Source organism: Thalassobellus sediminis, from assembly GCF_044386045.1.
Classification (GTDB): domain Bacteria; phylum Bacteroidota; class Bacteroidia; order Flavobacteriales; family Flavobacteriaceae; genus Thalassobellus; species Thalassobellus sediminis.
In genome coordinates, this window is the sequence record NZ_JBISCD010000040.1 from 1,971,036 (window position 1) to 1,994,772 (window position 23,737).

General features: G+C 28.8%; 23 protein-coding genes. All 23 read left to right on the top strand.

From position 1 onward, the window contains the following. Position 1: 1 nt before the first annotated feature. The 23 genes from ACH5TW_RS15205 to ACH5TW_RS15315 all read left to right on the top strand — a co-directional run bounded on the left by ACH5TW_RS15205 (position 2) and on the right by ACH5TW_RS15315 (position 23,736). Entirely contained in the window at positions 2–1,021 is a 1,020-nt protein-coding gene (locus tag ACH5TW_RS15205; RefSeq protein ID WP_439337352.1) for a sulfotransferase, read from the top strand. Positions 1,022–1,030: 9 nt separating this feature from the next. After that, entirely contained in the window at positions 1,031–1,975 is a 945-nt protein-coding gene (locus ACH5TW_RS15210; RefSeq protein WP_439337353.1) for a glycosyltransferase, read from the top strand. 1 nt (position 1,976) lies between these two features. Continuing rightward, positions 1,977–2,891 carry a hypothetical protein gene (locus ACH5TW_RS15215; RefSeq protein WP_439337354.1) on the top strand — a complete coding sequence of 305 codons (915 nt, stop codon included), beginning with the start codon at positions 1,977–1,979 and terminating at the stop codon, positions 2,889–2,891. Between the two features lie 47 nt (positions 2,892–2,938). Beyond that, positions 2,939–3,601, top strand: a complete 663-nt coding sequence (locus tag ACH5TW_RS15220) for a class I SAM-dependent methyltransferase (RefSeq protein WP_439337355.1) — start codon at positions 2,939–2,941, stop codon at positions 3,599–3,601. Positions 3,602–3,681: 80 nt separating this feature from the next. Next, complete coding sequence (locus ACH5TW_RS15225) at positions 3,682–4,761, top strand: glycosyltransferase family 4 protein (protein ID WP_439337356.1); 1,080 nt, start codon at positions 3,682–3,684, stop codon at positions 4,759–4,761. An 8-nt stretch (positions 4,762–4,769) separates the two neighbouring features. Continuing rightward, entirely contained in the window at positions 4,770–5,699 is a 930-nt protein-coding gene (locus tag ACH5TW_RS15230) for a glycosyltransferase family 2 protein (RefSeq protein ID WP_439337357.1), read from the top strand. Between the two features lie 53 nt (positions 5,700–5,752). Further along, the gene (locus ACH5TW_RS15235; protein ID WP_439337358.1) at positions 5,753–6,661 is read left to right on the top strand and encodes a glycosyltransferase family 2 protein; all 909 of its coding nucleotides are present in this window, start codon (positions 5,753–5,755) and stop codon (positions 6,659–6,661) included. Next, a complete protein-coding gene (locus ACH5TW_RS15240; protein ID WP_439337359.1) occupies positions 6,658–7,680 on the top strand; it encodes a glycosyltransferase family 2 protein in 1,023 nt (340 codons plus the stop codon). Before ACH5TW_RS15235 ends, ACH5TW_RS15240 begins: the two co-directional genes overlap by 4 nt. Further along, positions 7,673–8,899, top strand: coding sequence for a glycosyltransferase (locus ACH5TW_RS15245; protein WP_439337360.1), 1,227 nt, complete (start codon positions 7,673–7,675; stop codon positions 8,897–8,899). Before ACH5TW_RS15240 ends, ACH5TW_RS15245 begins: the two co-directional genes overlap by 8 nt. Next, on the top strand, positions 8,896–9,816 hold the full coding sequence (locus tag ACH5TW_RS15250) for a glycosyltransferase family 2 protein (RefSeq protein ID WP_439337361.1): 921 nt from the start codon (positions 8,896–8,898) through the stop codon (positions 9,814–9,816). Before ACH5TW_RS15245 ends, ACH5TW_RS15250 begins: the two co-directional genes overlap by 4 nt. Before the next feature lie 15 nt (positions 9,817–9,831). After that, positions 9,832–10,725 (top strand): glycosyltransferase, encoded by an 894-nt coding sequence (locus ACH5TW_RS15255; protein ID WP_439337362.1) that lies wholly within the window; start codon positions 9,832–9,834, stop codon positions 10,723–10,725. Further along, positions 10,722–11,933: a glycosyltransferase family protein gene (locus ACH5TW_RS15260; protein ID WP_439337363.1), complete on the top strand. Its 1,212-nt coding sequence runs from the start codon at positions 10,722–10,724 to the stop codon at positions 11,931–11,933. Before ACH5TW_RS15255 ends, ACH5TW_RS15260 begins: the two co-directional genes overlap by 4 nt. A gap of 224 nt (positions 11,934–12,157) precedes the next feature. Beyond that, complete coding sequence (locus ACH5TW_RS15265; RefSeq protein WP_439337364.1) at positions 12,158–13,168, top strand: glycosyltransferase family A protein; 1,011 nt, start codon at positions 12,158–12,160, stop codon at positions 13,166–13,168. A gap of 1 nt (position 13,169) precedes the next feature. Continuing rightward, positions 13,170–14,093: a glycosyltransferase family 2 protein gene (locus ACH5TW_RS15270; RefSeq protein WP_439337365.1), complete on the top strand. Its 924-nt coding sequence runs from the start codon at positions 13,170–13,172 to the stop codon at positions 14,091–14,093. Positions 14,094–14,191: 98 nt separating this feature from the next. Further along, the gene (locus ACH5TW_RS15275; RefSeq protein ID WP_439337366.1) at positions 14,192–14,860 is read left to right on the top strand and encodes a class I SAM-dependent methyltransferase; all 669 of its coding nucleotides are present in this window, start codon (positions 14,192–14,194) and stop codon (positions 14,858–14,860) included. Between the two features lie 2 nt (positions 14,861–14,862). Beyond that, the gene (locus ACH5TW_RS15280; RefSeq protein WP_439337367.1) at positions 14,863–15,768 is read left to right on the top strand and encodes an alpha-1,2-fucosyltransferase; all 906 of its coding nucleotides are present in this window, start codon (positions 14,863–14,865) and stop codon (positions 15,766–15,768) included. 5 nt (positions 15,769–15,773) lie between these two features. Next, on the top strand, positions 15,774–16,442 hold the full coding sequence (locus tag ACH5TW_RS15285) for an acylneuraminate cytidylyltransferase family protein (protein ID WP_439337368.1): 669 nt from the start codon (positions 15,774–15,776) through the stop codon (positions 16,440–16,442). Beyond that, positions 16,435–17,478, top strand: a complete 1,044-nt coding sequence (locus ACH5TW_RS15290; protein ID WP_439337369.1) for an N-acetylneuraminate synthase family protein — start codon at positions 16,435–16,437, stop codon at positions 17,476–17,478. The genes ACH5TW_RS15285 and ACH5TW_RS15290 overlap by 8 nt, the downstream gene beginning before the upstream one ends. 1 nt (position 17,479) lies before the next feature. Further along, complete coding sequence (neuC, locus tag ACH5TW_RS15295) at positions 17,480–18,598, top strand: UDP-N-acetylglucosamine 2-epimerase (protein ID WP_439337521.1); 1,119 nt, start codon at positions 17,480–17,482, stop codon at positions 18,596–18,598. After that, positions 18,598–19,983: a hypothetical protein gene (locus tag ACH5TW_RS15300; RefSeq protein ID WP_439337370.1), complete on the top strand. Its 1,386-nt coding sequence runs from the start codon at positions 18,598–18,600 to the stop codon at positions 19,981–19,983. The genes neuC and ACH5TW_RS15300 overlap by 1 nt, the downstream gene beginning before the upstream one ends. Next, positions 19,974–21,062: a glycosyltransferase family 4 protein gene (locus ACH5TW_RS15305; RefSeq protein WP_439337371.1), complete on the top strand. Its 1,089-nt coding sequence runs from the start codon at positions 19,974–19,976 to the stop codon at positions 21,060–21,062. The genes ACH5TW_RS15300 and ACH5TW_RS15305 overlap by 10 nt, the downstream gene beginning before the upstream one ends. Further along, positions 21,059–22,201, top strand: coding sequence for a glycosyltransferase family 4 protein (locus tag ACH5TW_RS15310; RefSeq protein ID WP_439337372.1), 1,143 nt, complete (start codon positions 21,059–21,061; stop codon positions 22,199–22,201). Before ACH5TW_RS15305 ends, ACH5TW_RS15310 begins: the two co-directional genes overlap by 4 nt. Further along, positions 22,198–23,736, top strand: a complete 1,539-nt coding sequence (locus ACH5TW_RS15315) for a glycosyltransferase family 2 protein (protein ID WP_439337373.1) — start codon at positions 22,198–22,200, stop codon at positions 23,734–23,736. The genes ACH5TW_RS15310 and ACH5TW_RS15315 overlap by 4 nt, the downstream gene beginning before the upstream one ends. The last annotated feature ends 1 nt before the right edge of the window (position 23,737 follow it).

The window sequence follows — 23,737 nt, forward strand, 5'->3', positions numbered from 1 at the left end:
TATGTCAGATATGTATGAAAATAAAAACAGAACATCTTATTATAAAAAGGATAATCGCCTTGAAGAAGCACTTCTGGATTTAAATCAACTTATAGATGGTGTTCAATATAAAGATATGCGTTTTTCATGTAATCAACCAATTATTTTAATAATGGGATGTGCACGTTCAGGTTCTACATTAATGCTTCAGTGGTTGGCTTCATTAGGTTTGTTCTCTTACCCTTCTAACTTAATTGCAAGATTTTATTCAAATCCATATATTGGAATACGTGTTCAACAAGCGCTTTTAGAGTACGATCCATTAAATCAAATAGGCTTTAATCAAGGTTGTGACGCTTTTAAATCATCATTAGGAAAAACTACTGGAGCTTTAAGTCCGAGTGAATATTGGTACTTTTGGCGAGAGTATTTTAAATTTGAAGATGACAAACAAAAGCTAACCAAAGCTCAACTAAAAACGATTGAAGGAGATGCATTCGTAAATAAACTATATGCTTTTGAGCACTTAACTCAAAAACCTTTAGTTTTAAAGGGTATGTTGCTTAATTGGAATATTCCTTATTTATATCAATTAAATAAAAATTTTATATTTATTAATTTAACAAGAGAGCCGTTTTATAATGCCCAATCATTATTATTAGCTAGAGAGACTTATTTTAACGATAGAAACAAATGGTATTCATTTAAACCACCAGAATATAATTTTTTAAAAAATGATGACCCTATAAAACAAGTTGCGGGGCAAGTTATTTATACGCAAAAAGCTGTGCAAGATGGGTTATTAAATATACCAGAGCAAAATGTTTTAAATATAAGCTATGATAATTTTTGTTCTAACCCAGAAGGGTTTTTAAAATTATTAACAGAAAAATATAATCAAATATCTAATAATAAAATTTTAGATTATGATGAATATGCCTTATCTCAAAATTCGTTTATAGCGAACAAAAAGGTAAATTTAAAAGAAGATGAAGTTGAATATTTAAAAGAGCAAGTGCAGTTTTTTAAAGACAAAATTTGATAATATAAAATGAACAAACCTTTAGTTTCTGTTTGTGTACAAACATACCAACACGTTAACTACATCAAGCAATGTCTTGATGGCATTTTAATGCAACAAACTACGTTTCCATTCGAAATTATATTAGGTGAAGATGAGAGTGAGGATGGTACACGGGAAATTTGTATCGACTATGCCAATAAATATCCAGATAAAATTAAATTGTTCTTGCGTTCACGTAAAGATGTTATTTATATCAATGGTAATGCAACAGGGCGTTATAATTTTATTGAAAACTTAAAAGCTAGCAAGGGAAAGTATATAGCATTATGTGAAGGTGATGATTATTGGACAGATCCATTGAAGTTACAAAAACAAGTTGGTTTTTTGGAGGCAAATGATGATTATGGTATTTGTTTTCATGAGGCAGCTATAGAATGGAGTCAAAATAACAGTTTCAATTCCAACATAAAATTAAATAGCCAGTTTGCATGGAATAAAATGGATACATCAAAGAGTATTTATACAATTTTTGATGTCTTTAATGGTCCGTTTATGGCAACAGCAAGTGTTGTTTTTAGAAATGATATTAAAGAATTTCCTAGTTGGTTTTATAAAGCGGCAAGTGGAGATATTACGCTCTATTCCTTAATAATTGGTAAAAAAACAATAAAATTTATTAATGAGGTTATGTGTGTGTATAGAAGACATCCAGGAGGGATAACCAGATTTCATAGAGGAAATTCTATTATTTTAAATCGCATTGAGACATTAAAGTATATTAACAGTCATTATAAGAGTATTTATATTAATAAGATTAAACAATCGGTTAATGATTACTTAGAAGGTATTTCTAAACTGAATTTTAAGGAGTTTATAGTTTTACTTAAATTATATTTAACCAGTAAGCTAATAAAAAGTGAATACTTAATTTTCTTTTTTAAAAAAGGTCTTAACGATAAATTAAAAAGATAATATGGAAAGTTTTTGTACCATTATTACATCAAATTACTTTTTTTATGTAAAAGCTATATGCGACTCTTTTAATAGTTTTGATTTAAAAGTAAAACTTCAAGTTTTAATAGTTGACGATTTTGAAGGTGATTTTTCATATGATGGAGTTGAAGTACATGTAATAAATGATTTAAAAGTTAGTTTTAAAAACGATTATAATTTAATTAAACATTATGAAGATGACAAGGCTAGTAATTTAAGATGGGCATTAAAACCATTGTTTTTAAAATATTTGCTTCTTGAAAAAAGGTTTGAAAAAGTAATATTCGTTGATCCAGATCTTTATTTTTATAATAGTCCTTTATTCTTGTTTGATTATTTGAATAACTCAGATGTTATTATTACCCCGCATTGGAGATCGAAAGACCCAATTAAAGATGTTTCTAATTTCAATTCTTTGTTTACCGGAGGTTTGTTTAATGCCGGTTTTTTTGGGTGTAATTCAAATTCAACAAATGTATTAGACTGGTGGTTAAGTGTTTGTGCTTATAAAATGAAAAAAAAAGATGGTTTTTATGTGGATCAAGCGTATTTAAATTTAATGCCTATTTATTTTCCAAGTCAAGTGAAGATTTTGGAGCATAAAGGGTGTAATGTTTCTAATTGGAATATGATTGAATGTAAACGCACATCAGCAGGAGATACAGTTTTGATAAATAGTGAATATCCTATTGTATTTATACATTATACCAATGCAACTATTAATATTATAGCTAACGGAAATGATTATTTATTGAAACCGTTTTTAAAACAATATCATGATTCTTTATTGAAACATAATGAAACATTTTTGTTTAATAAAACTATGTCATTGCCTCAAAAAAAGAAATCGGGTTTTAGTTTAAAATTAAAAATAAGAAACCTGTTTAAAATTTAGTTATGTCTATAAACCAATTTATAAATATAAAGCTGTCAAACAATACGATGGATCGGTATAGTATTCGAACGGCCATCTTTCAAGCATTAGTAGAAACACTTCCTAAATTTAACGGAAATCTGTTAGATATTGGTTGTGGCAAAATGCCTTATAAGAATTATATTTTAGCACACAGTAAGGTTTCAACCTATATTGGCTTAGATATTGAAAATGCTTTAATTTATGATAAGGCTGTAAAACCAGACTTTACTTGGGACGGAAAAACAATGCCTTTTGAGACCAATAGTTTTGATTGCGCTTTTGGTACAGAAGTGTTAGAGCATTGTCCAGAGCCAGAAGTTGTTTTAAAAGAAGTGTTTAGAGTCTTAAAATCAGGAGGGGTCTTTTTTTTTACAGTACCTTTTTTGTGGAATTTACATGAAGTGCCACATGACGAATATCGCTATACACCATTTTCGTTACAACGTCATTTGGAAAATTCAGGATTTAAGGACATAGAGATACAAGCAACAGGCGGATGGCATGCATCAATGGCACAAATGTTAGGGTTGTGGGTGCGTAGAAGTCAAATGTCAAATAAGAAAAGAAAATATCTTTCTATTGTTTTAAAACCAATTATTAATTATTTGATAAAAAAAGATAAAAAGACCAAAGTCAATTTTGTAAGTGGTCAAATGATAACGGGGTTATATGGAATTGCGAAAAAATAGAATTTTAATATTTATATGTTTTTTTGTAAATATTAAAAAAGAAGACATATGGTTAGAATAATTTATTTAGATAATATAAAATGAAAATAGCCTTTTTTACCAATAAACCTTATGATAAGTGTGAAACATTTATTAAAGCTCAAATAGACAGGCTTCCATTTGATATAGTACATTATTGGGGAAACAATTTACCTTTTAATGTAGGTAATAATGATAGTATAGTAGTAAAAACTTTTAAAAAGTTAAAGCTTATTAAAAGAGATAATTCTACTAGGTTGCATAAAGAATTACAGAAGAATAAGGTAAAAGTTGTAGTTGCTCAATATGGAATGATTGGAGCCAAGTTACTTTTGGTTTGCAAAGAGCTTTCTTTACCATTAGTGGTTCATTTTCATGGGCATGATGCTGTTAGAAAAAGTGTTTTAGAAGCTTACAAGGCTTCGTATAAAGCCATGTTTAATTATGAGAAAGTGGTAGTTATTTCTGTTAGTAAAGAAATGACAAAGCGTTTAATGCAAATAGGCTGTCCTAAAGAGAAAATTGTATATAATCCATACGGCCCCAATCCCGATTTTTTAAATTTAGAATTAAACTATTTAAAACCTCAATTTATTGGCGTAGGGCGCTTTGTTGAAAAAAAAGCACCGCATTTAACTATTTTGGCATTCTATAAAGTTTTAAAAAAGCATCCTGAAGCAAAATTAGTTTTAGCAGGAACAGGTGTACTTTTAGATAGTTGTAAAGATTTAGTAGAAGCATTAGAAATACAGCATAATGTTTTTTTTGCAGGTCAAATTACACCTCTTGAATATCAAAAATATATAACAGAATCTTTAGCATTTGTTCAACATTCAATAAAGGCGCAAGATAATGATATGGAGGGCACGCCAGTAGCTATACTTGAAGCCGGTGGAGCTGGCTTGCCAGTAATAAGTACCAGTCATGCAGGGATTCCAGATGTAATTTTAAATAATGAAACAGGTTTGCTATGTGTAGAAAAGGATATAGTGCAAATGGCAGAAAATATGATTTGGATGTTAGATAATAAGCAACAGGCAATGGAAATGGGGAAAAAAGGTAAATTGCGAGTTTCAGAGTTGTTTAGTATGGATAGATATATTTCTAACCTATCGGTTGCTATAACTTCTATTTCAAAATAATATGTGAAATGCTAGAAAGCGATTTAATATCTATAATCATTCCAACCTATAACCGAGCCCATTTAATTAATGAAACGCTTGATAGTATTTTAATGCAAACCTATAAAAATTGGGAATGTATTATAGTTGATGATGGGAGTAGTGATAATAGTGACGACGTTATAAAACGTTATATAAAAAAGGATTCTCGCTTTATAAGTTTTAAAAGACCAAACAATAAACTAAAAGGCGCCAATGCTTGTAGAAATATAGGTTTAGAAAAAGCTAATGGTAATTACATAGTGTTTTTTGATAGTGATGATTTAATGACACCAAATCATTTAGAAATTAAGTATCATGGAATAAAAAGCTATAATTGCGATTTTGTAATAACAAGAACCCAATATTTTAATGCCGATAATAAAGGTCTTGATAGTTATTATACCTTTAAAAAACACAAAATAACGCCTTATAATTACATTTTGCAGTATGTAAACTGGTTAACATATGATGTTTGCATTAAAGCTAAACTCGCAAAATCTATTAAGTTTAATGAAAATTTAAGTTCAGGGCAAGAGTATAATTATTTTAGCAAACTAGTATTAGAAACAACTCATGCTTTTTTTATTGATGAAGTGGTGTCATTGCGTAGGCATCATGATAATTCCATACGTAGTAAATTAACCAGTCAGACAGCTTTAAACGAAAGTTATTTTAGGGTGTCGTGGTTTACGTATTTAGATATAAAAAAGAAAGCCGACAAAAAGTCTCGAATGTTTTTATTACGACGATGTATAAATTTATGCTATGAAGAGAAAAATATAGATTGGGTTCCTAAGTTATCCTTCTCAAAGGCTGTTTTGAAAGAATATAGACTTAATGGTATTTATGTATTATTGTTATTGATTTCTTTAAGTTTTTTTGGAAAAGGTTATATTTTTCATAAAAGAATAAAATAAGATCTATTTTTATACATTATAAATAAACCAATAGAATACAACCAAAACGAAGCATGTTATTCTCAATACTTATAGCGAATTACAATAACGGTCATTTTTTTAAGGATTGTTACCAAAGTATTATGTTGCAAACATATACTAATTGGGAAGTTATAATTGTTGATGATTGTTCTTCTGATGATTCTGTACAAGTAATAACTACCATTGTAGGAGACGATAAGCGGTTTAAATTGTTTGAAAATGAAGTAAATCGAGGGTGTGGGTTTACAAAAAATAAATGTGCAGAATATGCCCAAGGTGCTATTATGGGGTTTTTAGATCCAGATGATGCACTGTACCCGAAAGCTTTAGAAATTATGGTTGACGCGCATAATTTATACAAGGACGCTGCCATTATTACTTCGAAATATGAGTTTGTAGATTTAGAAATGAATTTCACAAAATCAAGTTTATATGGTAGTTCTATTCCTGCAGGAAAGTCGTATTTAACATACGCAAATGGTGCTATGACACATTTTGCAACTTTTAAAAAAGATAAATACGAACAATCTGAAGGAATAAACCCAATAATGAAACGTGCTGTAGATCAAGATTTATATTATAAAATGGAAGAACAAGGCGTACATGCTTTCTTAGATGAAGTTTTATACCGTTACAGAGTTCATCAACATAGTATATCAAACAATGAAAACCTTTTTAAAGCAGAATATTGGCATTTTTATACCATGATAAATGCTTACAAGAGAAGAAAAAAGAATCAAATTGATATCGATAATTTTTCTAAACCGTATATAAAAACGTATGCTTCAAATTATTTTTTAAAACGGTTTGAAGCATTAAAGTTTTCAAATAAAAAGAGTGCTCAATATTATCTGTTGTTTAAAGCCTTTACAGTATATCCATGGCATCGATTTAAATTTAAAATTAAAAGTTTAGTAGTTTTAATTTTTGGTAGGATATGAAAAACACACCACTTATATCCGTCGTGCTACCTGTTTACAATGTAGCTCCATATATAAAAGAGGCGATTGATTCTGTTTTAAATCAAACCATTCAAGATTTTGAAATTCTTGTTATAGATGATTGCTCAACTGATAATACATTAGAGGTAATAGAGTCTATTAAAGATTCTAGAATAAGAATTATTAAAAAGTCTAAAAACAAAGGGCTAATTGATAGTTTAAATATGGGATTTAGTGAAGCAAATGGCGATTATATTGCTAGAATGGATGGTGATGATATTAACGCTTTAAACAGATTTGAAAAACAATTGCATATACTTCAAAACAATCCAGAAATTAAAGCATGTGGGTGTTGGTTAGAAGAATTTGGAATAAAAGAAGATATAATTAAGCATAAAGAGTTTCATAGTGATATTGTAAATCAAATGCTAATAAGTTGCCCTATGAGTATGGGGGCAGTTATGTTTGATAAGAAGTCAGTAAGAGAATTTAGATTTGATGAAACTAAATTACATGTCGAAGATTATGATTTTTGGTCTAGAGTAGCTTGGGCTTTTAATTTATATAATTTACAAGAAGTTTTATATTATTACAGGGTACATGAAACACAAGTGTCTTCAAAATATAAACAAGTGCAATTAAAAGGCGATATTCCTATTAAACTATTTTTGTTTAAAAAGCTAAATTATGATGTAGATGTTTTTACAGATAAAATAATTACAAAAGTGCTTTTGCAAAGTCATTATATAACATTAAACGAGTTTTCATTATTCAATAAATGGATGAAAAAACTACTAGAGTTAAATTGTAAATCTCAAATTTACTCACAAGATGGATTAGAACTCGCTTTGAAAATAATTAAAGAAAAATTATATTATTCATTATACTTTTCAAAATCATCTATAGGTATCACTAAAGAATGGAGATTTAAATCGTTATTTAAATTGGATTTAAAGGATGCGATATGGGTCCTTAATAAAAAGGGTAGAGAAATAAAAAAAATATTTAAATATGAATAGAAAAATAGTTTTTAAAATCCCTGAGTTTCCTCATATTTCAGAAACTTTTTTGGTAGCACAAATTATTACAGCAATTAATTTAGGCTATGATATTAAAATTATTACTAGAAAGATTATTTATAATAACATTTATTTAATAGAGGAATATGAGCTTCTCGATAAAATCATCATCGAAGATTATAAAATTCCCAAAAACAAAATTGTTAGAGTTTTAAAATGGGTCTTATTATTTATTTTTAATTTAAAACAGATTCGCTTTATAATTAGCTATTTTAAACAACAACCAGCGTTTAGCCTAACATGGCTATATCAGTGGGTTTTTTACAAGCAGTTTAGTAATTTAGATATTATTCATATACAATATGGAACTTATAAATATCCTGTTGATTTATTAAAAAAAACAGGGCTTTTTAAACCTGAAATTATAGTAACTTTTCATGGGCATGATGCATTTTTTCCATTGTACGGTTATATTGAAAATAATGGCTATTATGACGATTTGTTTAGCAGCAATGTTTTAATTACAGTAAATACTAATTATCTTGCAGAGAAAGTTAAGGCATTAGGATGTAACAAAAACAAACTAGATATTATACCAGTAGCTGTGAATACTTCATTTTTTCACCCAAATAATAGAATAAAAAAACAAGAAAAATTAATAAAGTTAATTACCGTTGGTAGGTTAGATAAAGTAAAAGGACATCAATATTGTATAGAGGTAGTTAATAAGTTAGTAAAAAAAGGGGTGAATGTTATATTAACGATCGTTGGAGAAGGAGAAGAAAGATGTAATTTAAACGCTTTAATTAAAAAACACAAATTAGAAGACCATGTGTTTTTAGAGGGTAGTAAGCCGCCTCTTGGGGTTCGGGAAGCTTTATGGAATCATGATGTTTATTTGTTATTAGCTGTACCTGTTGAATTTAGTAGAAGAGAAACACAAGGACTTGCAACTCTTGAAGCTCAAGCTTGTGGTTTACCTGTAGTTGTATTCGATTCTGGGGGTATAAAATATACTGTGAAAGATGGAGTAAGTGGTTTTGTTTGTAAAGAGTTTGATGTTAACGATGCGGCTCTAAAAATCGAGCTTTTTAATCAAAATCGAGCATTAATTAAAGAAATGGGAGAACAAGCTACTATATTTGTTAATAATAATTATGCACAAAATATTATAGACCAAAAATGGAAACATGTTTATAATGAAATTATAAATAAATGAATAACGATTTAGTTTCAATAATAATTCCGTGTTTTAACCAAGGAGCATTTTTAGATGAAACTTTGCTTTCCGTTTACAATCAAACCTATTCTAATTGGGAATGTATTATAGTTAATGATGGGAGTACAGATAATTCAGAAAATATAGCTACGGTTTGGCTTGAGAAAGATAAACGATTTAAATATTATTATAAAGAGAATAGTGGTGTAAGTGCTACCAGAAATTTTGCGCTTGAAAAAGTTACAGGAACTTATATTCAGTTTTTAGATGCCGATGATGTATTAGATAGTAGAAAGTTAGAATTATCGCTAAAAGGTTTAAAGGATATTAAATGTGAAAGTAAAAAGATAGTAATATCTAATTTTAGAATGTTTTCTATTGAATCAAGTATAACTAAAGAACCATATTGTAGTTTACATGAAGAACTGTTTACTTTTCAGAGTTTATTATATAAATGGAATGAGACTTTTTCTATACCCATACATTGTGGTTTTTTTGAAGCAGTATTATTTGACAACATTCGTTTTTTTGAAAATTTAACAGCACAGGAAGATTGGATTGTTTGGGTAAAGTTATTTAAATTGAATCCTAATGTTATTTTTTTAGACCAGCCATTAGCTTTATATAGGCAAAATATCGGTGGCAGAACCATGACCAAAAGTTTTCTAGACGATCAAATAAAGGCTTATGCCCATTTAAAAGACATACTAAATGAAAGTGAATTCAATAAACTTTCTGTAGTTTTAATATCTAGATATTATCGTATTCAAGAAGAAATGAAAAAAAGGTTGGGTATCGTTAAAAAATCAGGGCCATATCAAACAGGATTAATGATAAAGAAAGTATTAAAGACTTTAAGACTTTTAAAAATTTTTAGAAAATTATTTCCGTTTTTTTTAAAACTTAAATCTAAATAGCGTAAGGCTTTAAGTATGTTAGCAATAGTTATCCCTTATTATAAATATATGTTTTTAGAGGCTACTTTGCTTTCACTAAAAAATCAAACCAATAAGCAATTCACAGTTTATATAGGCGATGATGCCAGTACTGAAAGCCCAAACGGTTTATTAGAAAAGTATAAGGGTGCATTTACTTATTATTATAAAAGATTTAATTCTAATTTAGGAGGAACTTCCCTTGTTAAACAATGGGAACGTTGCATAAATATGGTAAAAGATGAAGAATGGGTTATGATTTTAGGAGATGACGATACTATTAGCAATAATTTTGTAGAAGCTTTTTATAAACACATAGATGAAATAAATCAATTTAAAATTAATGTAGTTAGATATTCTTCACTTGTTGTAGATTCAAGGGGAAAACATATTTCAAAAAAATATGAACATCCTAAGTTAGAAACCCCTACGGGTTTTTTAATACGAAAATTTAAAGGAGGTACCAGAAGTTCTTTAAGCGAATATATTTTTAAAAAGGAGAAAGTAGATGCCATTAAGTTTAAAAATTTTCCGCTGGCATGGTCTAGCGATACCCTAGCTATAGTTGAATTTTCAGAAGGTAAAAATATATTTACCATTAACGAGGCATTAATGTATTTTAGATTAAGTGATATAAATATTACCGGTAAGTCTGATTCCATTGAAAAAAACGAAGCTTGGTTTGAATTTTATACTTATTTACTTAAGCAGTATGGGAAACAATATCCTAAAGAGTTAGTTAATATGTTGTTTGATAGGCTTGAAAAAGTACAATGTAATAATAAAAAAACACCTAAACGATGGTTAAAACTGTTTAGTCTATACATTCAATTCCTTCAATTTTCAAGGTTTTTGTCGTTATTTGTAAAGATTAAAAAAAGTATTAAATGAAGTTTTTAGTTATAGCTCAAGATTTAAGGGTTAGCGGTACAAGTGCAGGGATGGGGAGGAGGTCTTTGTTAGCTAAATTGCGTCAAGTATATCCAGAGGCTGTTATTGATGTTTATTATATTATTCATAGAGACACAGAAGACGACTTAGGTATATTACCTGTTAATAATTTAACCAAGTATATTGTAAAGACAAAAAGACCATTCTATATAACTTTTATTAATTGGTTTTATTGGAGATTGTTTCATGTTTCTTTAAATGAACGTTTTATTCATAAGCAATATGCCAAATTTATAGCTTCGATTAATTATGAAATTTACGATCATATCTTAATAACAAGTTCAGGAACTGGACATGAAACTATTTTGGCTACCTATAATTTACCTATTTTAAATCATGCTACTTTAATTTTTCATGACCCTTATCCTCTGGCATGGTATGTTGGTGCCAATAAAACACCTTCTAATTTAGATCTATTTCGTTTAAAACGGGCTATAGAGGTTGTAGAACATTCTAAATCATGTGCCAGTACAGCAAAGTTTATGTCACATGATTTGCAACATTTGTTTGCTTCTAAAAAAAAGTTTCATACGTTGCCTCATCAATTTGATGCTTCAGTATTTGATTTGTCTAACACCAGTCAAGTAAGAAAGAAATCTAAGAAAATCAGTATTTCTTATCACGGCGCTTTAATGTATGGTAGGAATTTAGAAAATTTATTGTTGGCTTATGAATGTTTGATAAATGAAAACCCGCTTTATAACGAGCAGACTGAATTTATTATACGAGCTAAAGGAGATGGGCTAAAAGATTTAAAAGAACGATTTAATGATGTTTCAAATATTCAAATTTTAGATACACTAAATTTTTCGAATTCATACAATGAACAGGTTTATGAAAGTGATATTGTAGTGATTTTAGAAAACGGACCTCTTTATTGTAATATTTTAGTTGGAAAAGCAGCCTTTTTAGCTGCTCATAATAAACCTGTACTTTGTGTATCTCCAGAAAAAAGCGAGTTGCGTACTATTATTAAAGATGATGAATTCCTTGCCGATATGAATGATATAGAGGATATAAAAACTAAATTACGCACACTTATTAATAATCGGATGATTTCAAACGAATTTATTTGTCCTTTTGGGGATTATTTTAGTAATGAGAAATTTAAAGAAATGTTAGATAATGTTTTATTTGAAAGAAGTTAATTTTACTTATTATTTATAATATAAAATTAGGAATAGTCGAAGAGCATTCACAAATATTTTATCAAACATAACCTTGTTAAAGTTAGTGTTTCAGAATTAATGAATACTAATTCTATCGTTTGGAGAAGTGGTGTTATTATAAAAAATAATTATATAATGTTAATTTTAAAAGAAAATATTTCGAAAATTACTTCATACTTGTTAAAAACAAATTCATTTTAAAGATGAGAATTGGACTAAACCCAAATAAAGATATACATTCTAAACCTTCAGATTATTTACACCAAGTCATTATCCCTGTTTATATCCCAAATCTAGAAGGCTATTTTACAGACAGTTTAAAAATTTTAAAATTATGTATAACTTCTCTATTTAATACGGTACATGATAAAACATTTATTACTATTGTAAATAATGGAAGCTGTCAAGCAGTTAAAGACTATTTAGAATCTTTATTTAATACTGGTAAAATACAGGAACTCATTCATACAGAAAACATAGGAAAGCTTAATTCAATTATTAAAGGTTTAGTTGGTAATGATATTGAGCTAGTTACTATATCAGATGCTGATGTGTTGTTTCTTCCTAATTGGCAACAAGAAACCGTTAAGATTTTTAACAATGTGCCTAACGCAGGCGTTGTTGGCATTGTGCCTCAATTTAAAATGTATGAAAACTATTGTGGCAATGTGATATATGATAATTTGCTTAGTAAGAAATTAAAGTTTTTTGCAGTAAAAAACCCAGAAGCTTTAAAGAGATTTTACGATAGTATTGGTTGGGATCGTAATTATAATAAAGATTATTTAAAATATAATTTAGGTTTAGAAATTAGCTCGGATTTATCTGTGTTAATTGGAGCTGGACATTTTGTAGCTACCTATAAAAAAAATGTGTTTAGTGTAATAACATCATTTTTAGGACATAAACTAGGAGGTGATAGCGAAGTTTACTTAGATAAAGCTCCATTAAAAAAAGACTATTGGCGATTAACTACTCTAGATAACTATGCGTATCACATGGGGAATACTTTTGAAGATTGGATGGAAGTTGTTTCTAAGCCTAGAGATTTTAGAGGAGAAGTAATATCAAATTTTAATATAAATAAAAAGACAAATAGTTTTAGTTATTTTTTGAAGAATAAACTGTTTGTTAAGTTTTTTTCTATTTCTTTTTTCAATAGGTTAATATTAAAATGGAAAGGATTACCAAAACAAGTGGTAAAAAAATATTAAGATGAAGAATAGTCCAGAATTCTCTATACTAATAACAACTAAAAACAGGTTAAAAGATTTAAAAGAAACGTTAAATCGACTCTCTAGTTTTATTAAAAATGATAATGTGGAATTTATTATTTGTGATGATGGTTCGTCTGATGGTACTTCAGATTATATTGAGGCTAATTATAGAACAATACGGTTAATAAAAAACACAAAAAGCAAAGGGCTTATATTTAGCAGAAACAGATTGCTTAATGTAACAAAAGCAAAATATGCTATTACTTTAGATGATGATGCGCATATTGTATCACATAATGCTTTAGAAATAATTTCTAAATTTTTTAATACCCATAAACAATGTGCTGTTATGGCATTTAGAATTTTTTGGGGAAAAGAAATGCCTGAACACACAAATCATACACTTAAAAATGAACGTGTAAAAGGCTTTGTAGGTTGTGGACATGTATGGCGTATGGATGCCTGGAGAGATATACCAAACTATCCAGATTGGTTTGTTTTTTATGGAGAAGAGGAATTTGCTAGTTTTAAGTTGTTTAAAAAAGATTGGGAAATATGGTTTGTTCCAGATGTTCTGGTGCATCATCGCGTAGATATAAAATCAAGAATACACGATAAAGATTATATCACAAGATTAAGACGTTCGTTACGATCAGGTTGGTATTTGTATCTATTGTTTTATCCATTAAGGCTAATTCCTAGGAAGTTAGTGTATACTTTATGGATGCAATTAAAGTTAAAAGTTTTTAAAGGAGATTTGAAAGCTTTTATAGCTATTTTAGGGGTTATTTTTGATTTAATAATTAATGTTCCGAAATTATTAATTACAAGAAACGCTTTGACTAATTTACAGTACCAAAAATATATGAGTTTACCAGATTCAATTATTTATTGGCAACCATTAAAGAAACAAGAAAGATGAGTATTGTGAATTTTTTTAAAAAAAATATGTCATATCAGCAGAAGCTGAAAATTAAATATAAATTAAGGTTTTTTAAAGCTTTCTTTTACTCATTTAATTTGTCTAAAATAGCAGTAACACATAAAACTGATAAGTTTGGGTATCATTTTTACACACCTCATTATCAAAATCACTTTAAAAAGTATAAATTTAAAAGAAATAATATTTTAGAAATAGGCGTTGGAGGTTATGAAGATCCATTTATAGGAGGTAATTCTTTAAGAATGTGGAAATCGTATTTTCCGTTTTCTAAAATATTTGCTTTAGATATATATGATAAATCATTTCTTCAAGAAAAAAGAATCAAAATTTTTAAAGGAAGTCAAGTAGATTTTGAATTTTTAAATGAAGTGACTAATGAGATTGGAGATATTGACCTTATTATTGATGATGGAAGTCATATAAATGAACATGTTATTGAAAGCTTTAAATACCTTTTCCCTAAACTTAAAAAAGGAGGTGTTTATGTTGTAGAAGATACGCAAACATCATACTGGAAAGATTATGGAGGAGACTCAGTGAATTTTAATAACAAGGAAACTATATATGGTTTTTTTAAATCGCTAATTGATTGTTTAAACAATGAAGAGTTTATTATTGATAATTACCAAAAATCGTATTATGATAAGCATATTGTTGCAATGCATTTTTATCATAATATGATATTTATTTACAAAGGAGATAACAATGAATTATCTAATAAAGTAAGGCAAAATAAATTTAAGTAATTATGTTAGTCTTTTCAAATTTAGGAATAAAAGGGAATTTCGGAAATCAACTATTTCAAGTAGCCTCAACTATTGGAATAGCTAACAAGAATAGACATGAATTTACTTTTCCAAAATGGGAATATGCTGCTTATTTCGACTTCAATTTTCCTTTATATGATGAAAAGTTAGATTATCAACTCATAAAAGAAAATGAATATTGTTATAACAAGGTTGAATTACCTGATGGGAATTATAACTTAAATGGTTGGTTTCAATCTGAAAAGTATTTTGATGTAGAAGCAGTTAATAGCTGTTTTAAATTCAAGCAAGAAATTATTAATAAAGTTAAAACTAAATATAGTGAAGTTCTTTCTAAAAGGAATATATTAATATCGGTAAGGCGTGGCGATTTTGTTAATCACCCGTATTATTATCAATTAGATTATAAATATTATTTTTTAGGGATCATTAAAAATTTTCCAGATTGGAAAGAAAGAACCTTGATTTTTACGAGTGATGATATTAATTATTGCAAAAAACATTTTAAATTTTTAAAAAACACAGTTTTTATAGATAATACTCCTGCAATTGAACAACTTGCTCTAGGTACGTTATGTAAAGACTTTGTAATAAGTAATTCTACATTTTCTTGGTGGTTAGCTTGGTTGGGAGAAAGACAAGACTCAAAAATTATTAGACCTATTCAAAATTTTAGAGGTAAATTTAGAGCATCAAATAACGATAAAGATTATTTTCCAGACAGGTGGTTAGCTTTTAATTCAAAAACAGAGTCGTTAGGTGTAAAGTATATTAATTTAATAATAAAAGGAACATATTTTAAATTTTTAAAACACACACAATATTATTATAAGTTGTCATTAAAAAACATTAAGAAATTCATTAAAAAAATAATAGGAAGAAAGTAATTAATTTGAAAACCATAGCCATCATACCCGCAAGAGGAAACTCAAAACGATTACCAAATAAAAACATAAAGTTGTTAGGAGGCATTCCGTTGTTGGTTCACAGTATTAACTATGCAAAACAATTTGATTGTATTGATGCTATTTATGTGTCCACAGATAATAATGATATAAAACAAATAGCTTTAAAATACGGTGCCTTAGTTATTGATAGACCCAATGATTTATCAGGTGATTTAGAACCTACTGTAACCGCTTTAAAACATGTTTTAGAAACTATTAATGATAATGCTATTGAAAATGTGGTGTTATTACAGCCTACAAATCCGTTACGTCCTAAAGCATTATTAAATGATGTGTTTACTAAATTTATTAGCGGAGATTATGATAGTATTATGACAGTTACTAGAAATCATCATAAACTAGGAAAAATATCTGAAAATACTTTTATCCCATTTAATTATACTATGGGACAACGTAGTCAAGATTTAGAACCCTTATATTATGAAAACGGATTGCTGTATATTACAAAAGCAAAACTTATTTTTGAAGATAAAATTTTAGGAAATAATAATTTTCCGTTTGTTGTAGAGCATCCTTTTGAAAATGTTGATATTGATACAGAAGATGATTTTGTATATGCTCAATTTATATTAAAAGAATTTATTAATGAATAACCCATTTATAGAAATAGCAGGACGTAAAATAGGTCAAGATTATCCGCCATTAGTAATTGCAGAAATAGGTATAAACCATGAAGGCTCTTTAAAAGTGGCAAAAGAAATGGTGGATGCCGCTCACAGAGCAGGTGTTGAGGTTGTAAAACACCAAACACATATTGTCGAAGACGAAATGAGTAGTGTTGCTAAACAAGTGATTCCGGGTAATGCCGATGTGTCTATTTACGACATCATGGAACGCTGTGCTCTTAATGAAGCCGACGAATTAGAATTAAAAAATTATGTTGAAAGTAAAGGCATGATTTTTATATCTACACCATTTTCTAGAGCTGCCGCCGAACGTTTAAATAGATTTAACGTATCTGCGTATAAGATAGGTTCAGGAGAATGTAATAATTATCCGTTATTAGAACATATTGCTCAATTTGGGAAACCTGTTATTTTAAGTACAGGAATGAACACCATTGGGAGTGTAAAAAAAGCAGTGGCAATTTTTGACAGACATCATGTGCCGGTAGCTTTACTTCATACCACTAATTTATATCCAACTCCAAGCCATTTAGTACGTTTTGGGGCTCTGATGGAATTGCATGAAGCCTTTCCTGATAAAGTTTTTGGACTAAGTGATCATACCTTAAATAATAATGCTTGTTTAGGAGCAGTCGCATTAGGTGCCTCTATTTTAGAACGTCATTTTACAGACCATATGGAACGTCAAGGACCAGATATTGTTTGTAGTATGGATGAGGCCACTTGTAAAAATCTTATTATGAGTAGTAAAGAAATAGCTTTAATGCGAGGTGGTAAAAAAGAACCAGCCAAAGAAGAACAGGTAACTATTGATTTTGCATTTGCTACGGTGTGTAGTATTTCAAATATTGAAAAAGGCGATTTATTTACAAAAGATAATATTTGGGTAAAACGTCCTGGAACAGGTGAGATTCTAGCTGAAAAATTTGAAAATATTCTAGGAAAGAGGGCTACTCGAAGTATTAATAATGATGAGCAATTAATTTGGGAAGATATTGAATAGAATAAAAAAAATAGCATTTCTTACAGGTACAAGAGCCGATTTTGGTAAAATGAAATCACTCATCCAAGTTGTTGAAAATCACAACAATTTTGAAGCCCATATTTTTGTTACAGGCATGCATCTGCTAGAAAACTATGGGTACACACTTATAGAAGTAGAGCGGTGTGGTTTTAAAAACATTTCAACATTTAGAAATGATACCGATGAAGCTACCATGGATTTAACCTTGGCTAAAACCATCTCAGGATTTTCAAAATTTATTCAAAAAGTCCAACCCGATTTAATTGTGATTCATGGCGATCGAGTAGAAGCCCTAGCAGGAGCTATTGTAGGGAGTTTAAATAATATTTTAGTTGCACATGTAGAAGGCGGTGAATTGTCTGGAACAATAGATGAATTATTGAGACATGCCACCAGTAAAATGAGTCATATCCATTTTGTTGCTAATAATAAAGCTAAATTATTGTTAGAGCAAATGGGAGAACTGCCAGAATCTATTTATAGTATAGGTTCTCCTGATGTAGATATTATGTTTTCTAATAATTTACCTGATTTACAAACCGTAAAAACGTATTATAATATATCTTTTAATGATTATGCAGTTGCTATGTTTCATCCAGTTACAACAGAACATAATCAAATGGAAAATTATGCTAGTGAATTTGTAAATGCTTTAATACATAGCAACAAAAATTATGTAGTTATTTATCCGAATAATGATTTAGGAAGTCAAACCATTTTAGATGCATACCAAGTGTTACTTAAGCATCCAAATTTTAGAGTATTTCCATCAGTACGATTTGAATATTTTTTAACCTTATTAAAACATTCCAACTTTATTATAGGTAATAGTAGTGCAGGTGTTAGAGAAGCTCCTTATTATGGGATTTCCACTATAAATATTGGAACACGACAAAATAACAGAGCGTTTTCTAATTCTATAATTAATACCGATTATAATGAAGAAGATATACTGAATGGGATAGAACAGGTGAAAAATATTGAACCTCAAGAAATATCTGAATTTGGAACAGGTAATAGTGCTGAAGGATTTTTAAAAGCATTAGAATTAGAATCGTTTTGGAACACGAATCATCAAAAACAATTTAAGGAATTGTAATGAAAAAATTAGGTTTAGTAATTACAGATGGTGTTGGTTTTAGAAATTTTATTTTAAGCAATTTTCTAAAATATGCAGAAGAAACGTTTGATGAGGTAGTCATTTTATCATGCTTGCCAAAAGATGTTTATAAGGATAACACAAGCATTCGAGTTATAGAATTAGATGTGTTTGAAGAAAGGTTTAAAACTTGGTTTTTTAGAAAGACTAAAGAAATAGCACATCTTAAATTACATAAAAAAGGTAATTTAGGCATTCAAGATAATTTAAAGACAAACGATTCAAAACTGAAAACAACTAGAGGTTATGCAACACGCTTTATATATAAGCTAACTTCTTTGTTTCATTCAGAAAATAATATTCAACAGTTTCAGATACTGCAAAACTTCACGTTTAAAAATCATAAAATCACTAAAAACTATCATGCTGTTTTAAAAAAAGAACAGTTTAGTATGTTGTTTTTTACACATCAGCGTCCACCATATATTACGCCTTTAGTTTATGCAGCAAAGCAAATTAAACTAAAAACATCTGCCTTTATTTTTAGTTGGGATAATTTAGCTTCTAAAGGAAGGATGGCTTCAAATTTTGACTATTATTTAGTTTGGAGCGACTTAATGAAACAAGATTTACTTCAGTTTTATAAAGCAATAAAAGAACAACAAATTAAAGTTGTGGGCACACCTCAATTTGTGCCTTATGTTATGCCTGAATATAAAGTGTTGAAGCAAGATTTTAATTCAGAATTTAATTTAGATAGTAAATTAAAAACCATTTGTTTTAGTTGTGGTGATATTTCTACGAGTAAGAATGATGAATTGTATATTGAAACCATTGCAAATGCTATTAAAAATAATAAAATAGAGCAGGTTAATTTTATTGTTAGAACGTCTCCGGCCGAAGACCCAATACGTTTTCAATCTTTAGTTGAAAACTTTTCTTTTATAAAATGGAATTTTCCAAAATGGAAGCAAGTACGAGCAAATCATCAAGAATCTTGGTCACAACGTATTCCAACAGTTGAAGATGTTAAGCAATTAAGAGCACTTTTAGAGTATTCAGACTTAAATATAAATATGCTTTCTACCATGAGTTTAGATTTTATGTTGTTTGATAAGTCGGTAATTAATCCTATTTTCGGAAATGCTACAAATGGTTTGTATAACGATCAGCGTTTTTTAGGATATGCTCATATTCAGCATTTAGTTAATAGTAAATCATCTAAAGTTGTAAAAAATAAAGATGAATTATTGATTGCTATTTCAAACTATTTAAAAAAAGATACAGATTCCGAAAACAGGAAAAACTTTATAACTCAACAAGTAGGTGTGCCTTTAGAAGAGACTAGTAGTAAATTAGTGAGGTGTTTAAAAGAATGGATTTAAAACCAAAACACATAGCAGTAATATGTAACTACGAACTTCTTGAAGATCGCGTGGGAGGGATGGATTATTTTTTCTGGGCTTTCAACACATCATGTAAAAAGCAAAATATACATGTAGATTGGTTTTTCCCTAATACAGCTATGTATGGAGATTACAATACCTTTAATATAATATCTTGTAAAAGAGATACTTTAGAACAAGGATTTATTTCATATATAAAAGAACAAAAGGTTCAATATTCAAATATTGTAACTCATTTTGTGGAATTATGTACTTCTTTTTTTGCAGATATTAGAAAACACCAAAAAGCTAAAGTTATAGCGGTAGATCATAATCCAAGACCATTAGCAGGTTATCCGCTAAAAAAACAGTTAAAAAAGAAACTAAAGGGGTTTTTGTATTCAAAATATATTGATTTGTTTATTGGTGTTTCAAATTATACAAGTCAGGCCATTTTACATGATTTCGGAAGCTTTTTAAAACCCAAAACTCAGACTATTTACAATGGCGTTTTAATAGACGATATTATTCTTAAAACAACAGCAAGAAAAAAAGAGAATCCAGAGTTTTTAGTAGTTTCTCATTTAAGGTTTTCAAAAGGGATACAAGATTTAATACAAGCTGTTAATTTATTGTCGGAGAATTTAAAAAATGATTTAAAGATAGATGTTTATGGAGATGGTCCCTATAGGAAGGAATTAATAACGTTAATAAAAACATATAATCTAGATTCTGTTTTTAATTTTAAAGGCAGCCATTCTAATTTAAAGGCGTTGTATAAAGAATATGATTATATGATTCAACCCACACACATGGAATGTTTTAGTTTGTCTATTTTAGAAAGTTTAGCGGCTAATATTCCTGTAATAACAACACCAGTAGGAGGTAATACCGAAGTTGTAACAAATAATGAAAATGGATTTATATTTGAAACTAAAAACACTAAGGTTTTGTCTAATTTGTTAGCAGAAACAATTAAAGGAGAAAAGTGTATTTCGGGTAATACAAGACCTTTAATAGAAAATGAGTTTTCAATAAATAGAATGGTGGAGGAGCACTTGAAACTTTTAAGGACATGAAAATAGCATTTTTAACACCAGAATATCCACACCCGAAAACAGGAAGTGCAGGTGGTATAGGAACCAGTATTCTAAATTTATCAAAAGCACTTTCTGCTTTAGGTCATGAAATAAGTATTCTTGTTTATAGACAAAAAGAAGATGACTATTTTATAGAAAATAATATTCATTTTTATAAAATAAAAAACATAAAAGTAAAAGGATTATCTCTCATTCTTACTCAAAAAAAAGTAGAGCGATTTATTAATTCGTTATATGATTCTGGTAAGATAGATATTGTTGAAGCTCCAGATTGGACAGGTTTTACAGCATTTGTAAATCCAAAATGCCCATTGGTTATTAGAGAAAATGGAAGTGACACTTATTTTTGTCATTTAGATAATAGAAAAGTAAAATTTAAAAATAAGTTTCTTGAAAAACGGGCGCTTAAAAAAGCAGATGGTATAATCAGTGTTAGTGCTTTTACAGGAAATGTAACTAATAAACTGTTGAGTTTAAATAGAGAATTCACTGTAATTCCTAATAGTATAGATGCATCGATGTTTCAACCGAAAAAGAAACAGACAAAAAAAATGAGTATTCTCTATTTTGGAACGCTTATTAGGAAAAAAGGACTTCTGGAGTTACCTGAAATTTTTAATTTAGTTCATAAAGTCAATACTCAGGTGAAATTGATTCTTGTTGGTAAAGATAGTAGAGATGTAAAAACAAATTCATCTTCTACTTGGCAATTAATGCAACCTTTGTTTAATGCACAGTCAATTAAAAGCGTGACGTATTTAGGAGCTGTAGATTATTCGAAAATTCAAGATTTAATTCAAGACGTCACAGTTTGTGTGTTTCCTACTTTTGCCGAAGCTTTACCCGTATCTTGGCTAGAAGCCATGGCTATGGAAAAAGCTATTGTTGCATCAAATATAGGTTGGGCAAATGAGATGATTGATGATGGTAAAGAAGGTTTTTTAGTGCATCCAAAACAGCATAAACAATATGCAGAACGTATTTTAGAATTGCTAGATGATGATGAAAAACAAAATCAATTTGGTCTAGCAGCACGAAAAAAAGTTAAAGAAAAATTCAGTCATGATATGGTAGCCAAAAGATCTGTAGAATTTTATAAAACCATACTTAAATATTGATACAATTAAAAGAATATATCGCATTTAACGGAGACGTTTTATTTTATCATGGTAATCCAAATTTTAAATTACTTGATGCATTAGCTATAGGTGAAGGCGATATTTGGCATAGTAGCTTAGATCAAGGTTATAAAAATATATTTCAAGAAATTATTTATCAAACAGTTGTGTTTTTCTGGTATGCTAAAGATATAGATGATGTAGAAAAGGCTGTTAGTTGGAGAATTAACCCTAATGCTTTTGTAATAAGAAAACAGGTTTGGGAAAACTTTGGAGGCTTTGATTTAGATTATGAAAGTCTTCAAACAGCTGCTCTAGATTTTGGGTTTAATACTCTACGCTATCAAGGAGTAGTTCCTTTATATATAAAAGGGTTGTTTGATGAAAGTGTTGAAACTATTACTATTTCAACAAAAGATGTTTATACATTTTATATCAAAAATTTTAAACGTTCACAAAGTATATATATGCTTTTACGACGAGGTATCTGGAAGCCAAAAGAGTTTATGAGTTTTTGGTTCGTTAAAAATAACTTTCATTTTAAAGAAAAGACTGTATTACTTAAACCAAGAATACTAAAATCAATTCAAAATAGCCCCAAAGTAAGTTATATTATTCCTACCATGATGCGTCAAGATTTTACTTTAAATCTTTTAAATGATTTAGAAAATCAAACTTACAAACCTTTTGAAGTGATTGTTGTTGATGCTACTCCAGAAGTATCAAGAGATGTATCGTTATACAATGCATTTAATTATTCTTTTAATGTAACTTTTAAATGGCAAACCACTAAAGGAAGTTGTAGAGCAAGAAATGAAGCTATAGAATTATGTACAGGAGATTATATTGTTTTTGGTGATGATGATATTAGAATTCAACCACAGTTTATTGAAAATCATATTAAGTTTTTACAAACCTATAATGCTGAAGCTTGTAATGGATTAGATATAAGGGCAGACCATCAACAACAAACTTTAGAAGATTTAGATAAAAAATTAGAAGTTTTAGGAGAAAAACGATGGAAAGTTGGAGCAGCACAATCTTTTAGTAATGCTAATTCTTGTGTTTCTAAAAGTGTTGTAGATATTTTAGTAGGTAACGATATTAATTATGATGGCGGTTATGGTGAAGATAGCGATTTTGGCTTATCCATTACAAAACTAGGTGTCACGGTTTTACATAATCCGTTTTCTGTTAATTTACATTTAAAGCCACCTATTGGAGGGTATCGTTTTTGGGGAAAACAAGCAGGAATAAAAGGTAATGAAAGAAAAAAGCAACCTTGGGAGTTAAATACACCAGTTAAACATATTGTACCTACACCAAGCCCAACAATTATGTATCAGCTATTTAAGCATTTTGATGAAAGACAGCGTAAAGAATATAAAATCAAGTATTTTGTGTTTTATTTTACTAAGGCTAAATTAATAGAACTCCCAATAAGAATATTGAAATTTCCAATGAGGATTTTGCAATTTAATAAGTCAATCTTTTATGCTAAAAAATTAATAGCTTTAGGAAAACGAACAAAATAAG

Excerpts from the sequence above, each read along its gene's own strand:
- ACH5TW_RS15205 (WP_439337352.1), top strand. The coding sequence starts at position 2 with ATGTCAGATATGTATGAAAATAAAAACAGAACATCTTATTATAAAAAG.
- ACH5TW_RS15210 (WP_439337353.1), top strand. The coding sequence starts at position 1,031 with ATGAACAAACCTTTAGTTTCTGTTTGTGTACAAACATACCAACACGTT.
- ACH5TW_RS15215 (WP_439337354.1), top strand. The coding sequence starts at position 1,977 with ATGGAAAGTTTTTGTACCATTATTACATCAAATTACTTTTTTTATGTA.
- ACH5TW_RS15220 (WP_439337355.1), top strand. The coding sequence starts at position 2,939 with ATGGATCGGTATAGTATTCGAACGGCCATCTTTCAAGCATTAGTAGAA.
- ACH5TW_RS15225 (WP_439337356.1), top strand. The coding sequence starts at position 3,682 with ATGAAAATAGCCTTTTTTACCAATAAACCTTATGATAAGTGTGAAACA.
- ACH5TW_RS15230 (WP_439337357.1), top strand. The coding sequence starts at position 4,770 with ATGCTAGAAAGCGATTTAATATCTATAATCATTCCAACCTATAACCGA.
- ACH5TW_RS15235 (WP_439337358.1), top strand. The coding sequence starts at position 5,753 with ATGTTATTCTCAATACTTATAGCGAATTACAATAACGGTCATTTTTTT.
- ACH5TW_RS15240 (WP_439337359.1), top strand. The coding sequence starts at position 6,658 with ATGAAAAACACACCACTTATATCCGTCGTGCTACCTGTTTACAATGTA.
- ACH5TW_RS15245 (WP_439337360.1), top strand. The coding sequence starts at position 7,673 with ATGAATAGAAAAATAGTTTTTAAAATCCCTGAGTTTCCTCATATTTCA.
- ACH5TW_RS15250 (WP_439337361.1), top strand. The coding sequence starts at position 8,896 with ATGAATAACGATTTAGTTTCAATAATAATTCCGTGTTTTAACCAAGGA.
- ACH5TW_RS15255 (WP_439337362.1), top strand. The coding sequence starts at position 9,832 with ATGTTAGCAATAGTTATCCCTTATTATAAATATATGTTTTTAGAGGCT.
- ACH5TW_RS15260 (WP_439337363.1), top strand. The coding sequence starts at position 10,722 with ATGAAGTTTTTAGTTATAGCTCAAGATTTAAGGGTTAGCGGTACAAGT.
- ACH5TW_RS15265 (WP_439337364.1), top strand. The coding sequence starts at position 12,158 with ATGAGAATTGGACTAAACCCAAATAAAGATATACATTCTAAACCTTCA.
- ACH5TW_RS15270 (WP_439337365.1), top strand. The coding sequence starts at position 13,170 with ATGAAGAATAGTCCAGAATTCTCTATACTAATAACAACTAAAAACAGG.
- ACH5TW_RS15280 (WP_439337367.1), top strand. The coding sequence starts at position 14,863 with ATGTTAGTCTTTTCAAATTTAGGAATAAAAGGGAATTTCGGAAATCAA.
- ACH5TW_RS15290 (WP_439337369.1), top strand. The coding sequence starts at position 16,435 with ATGAATAACCCATTTATAGAAATAGCAGGACGTAAAATAGGTCAAGAT.
- ACH5TW_RS15300 (WP_439337370.1), top strand. The coding sequence starts at position 18,598 with ATGAAAAAATTAGGTTTAGTAATTACAGATGGTGTTGGTTTTAGAAAT.
- ACH5TW_RS15305 (WP_439337371.1), top strand. The coding sequence starts at position 19,974 with ATGGATTTAAAACCAAAACACATAGCAGTAATATGTAACTACGAACTT.
- ACH5TW_RS15310 (WP_439337372.1), top strand. The coding sequence starts at position 21,059 with ATGAAAATAGCATTTTTAACACCAGAATATCCACACCCGAAAACAGGA.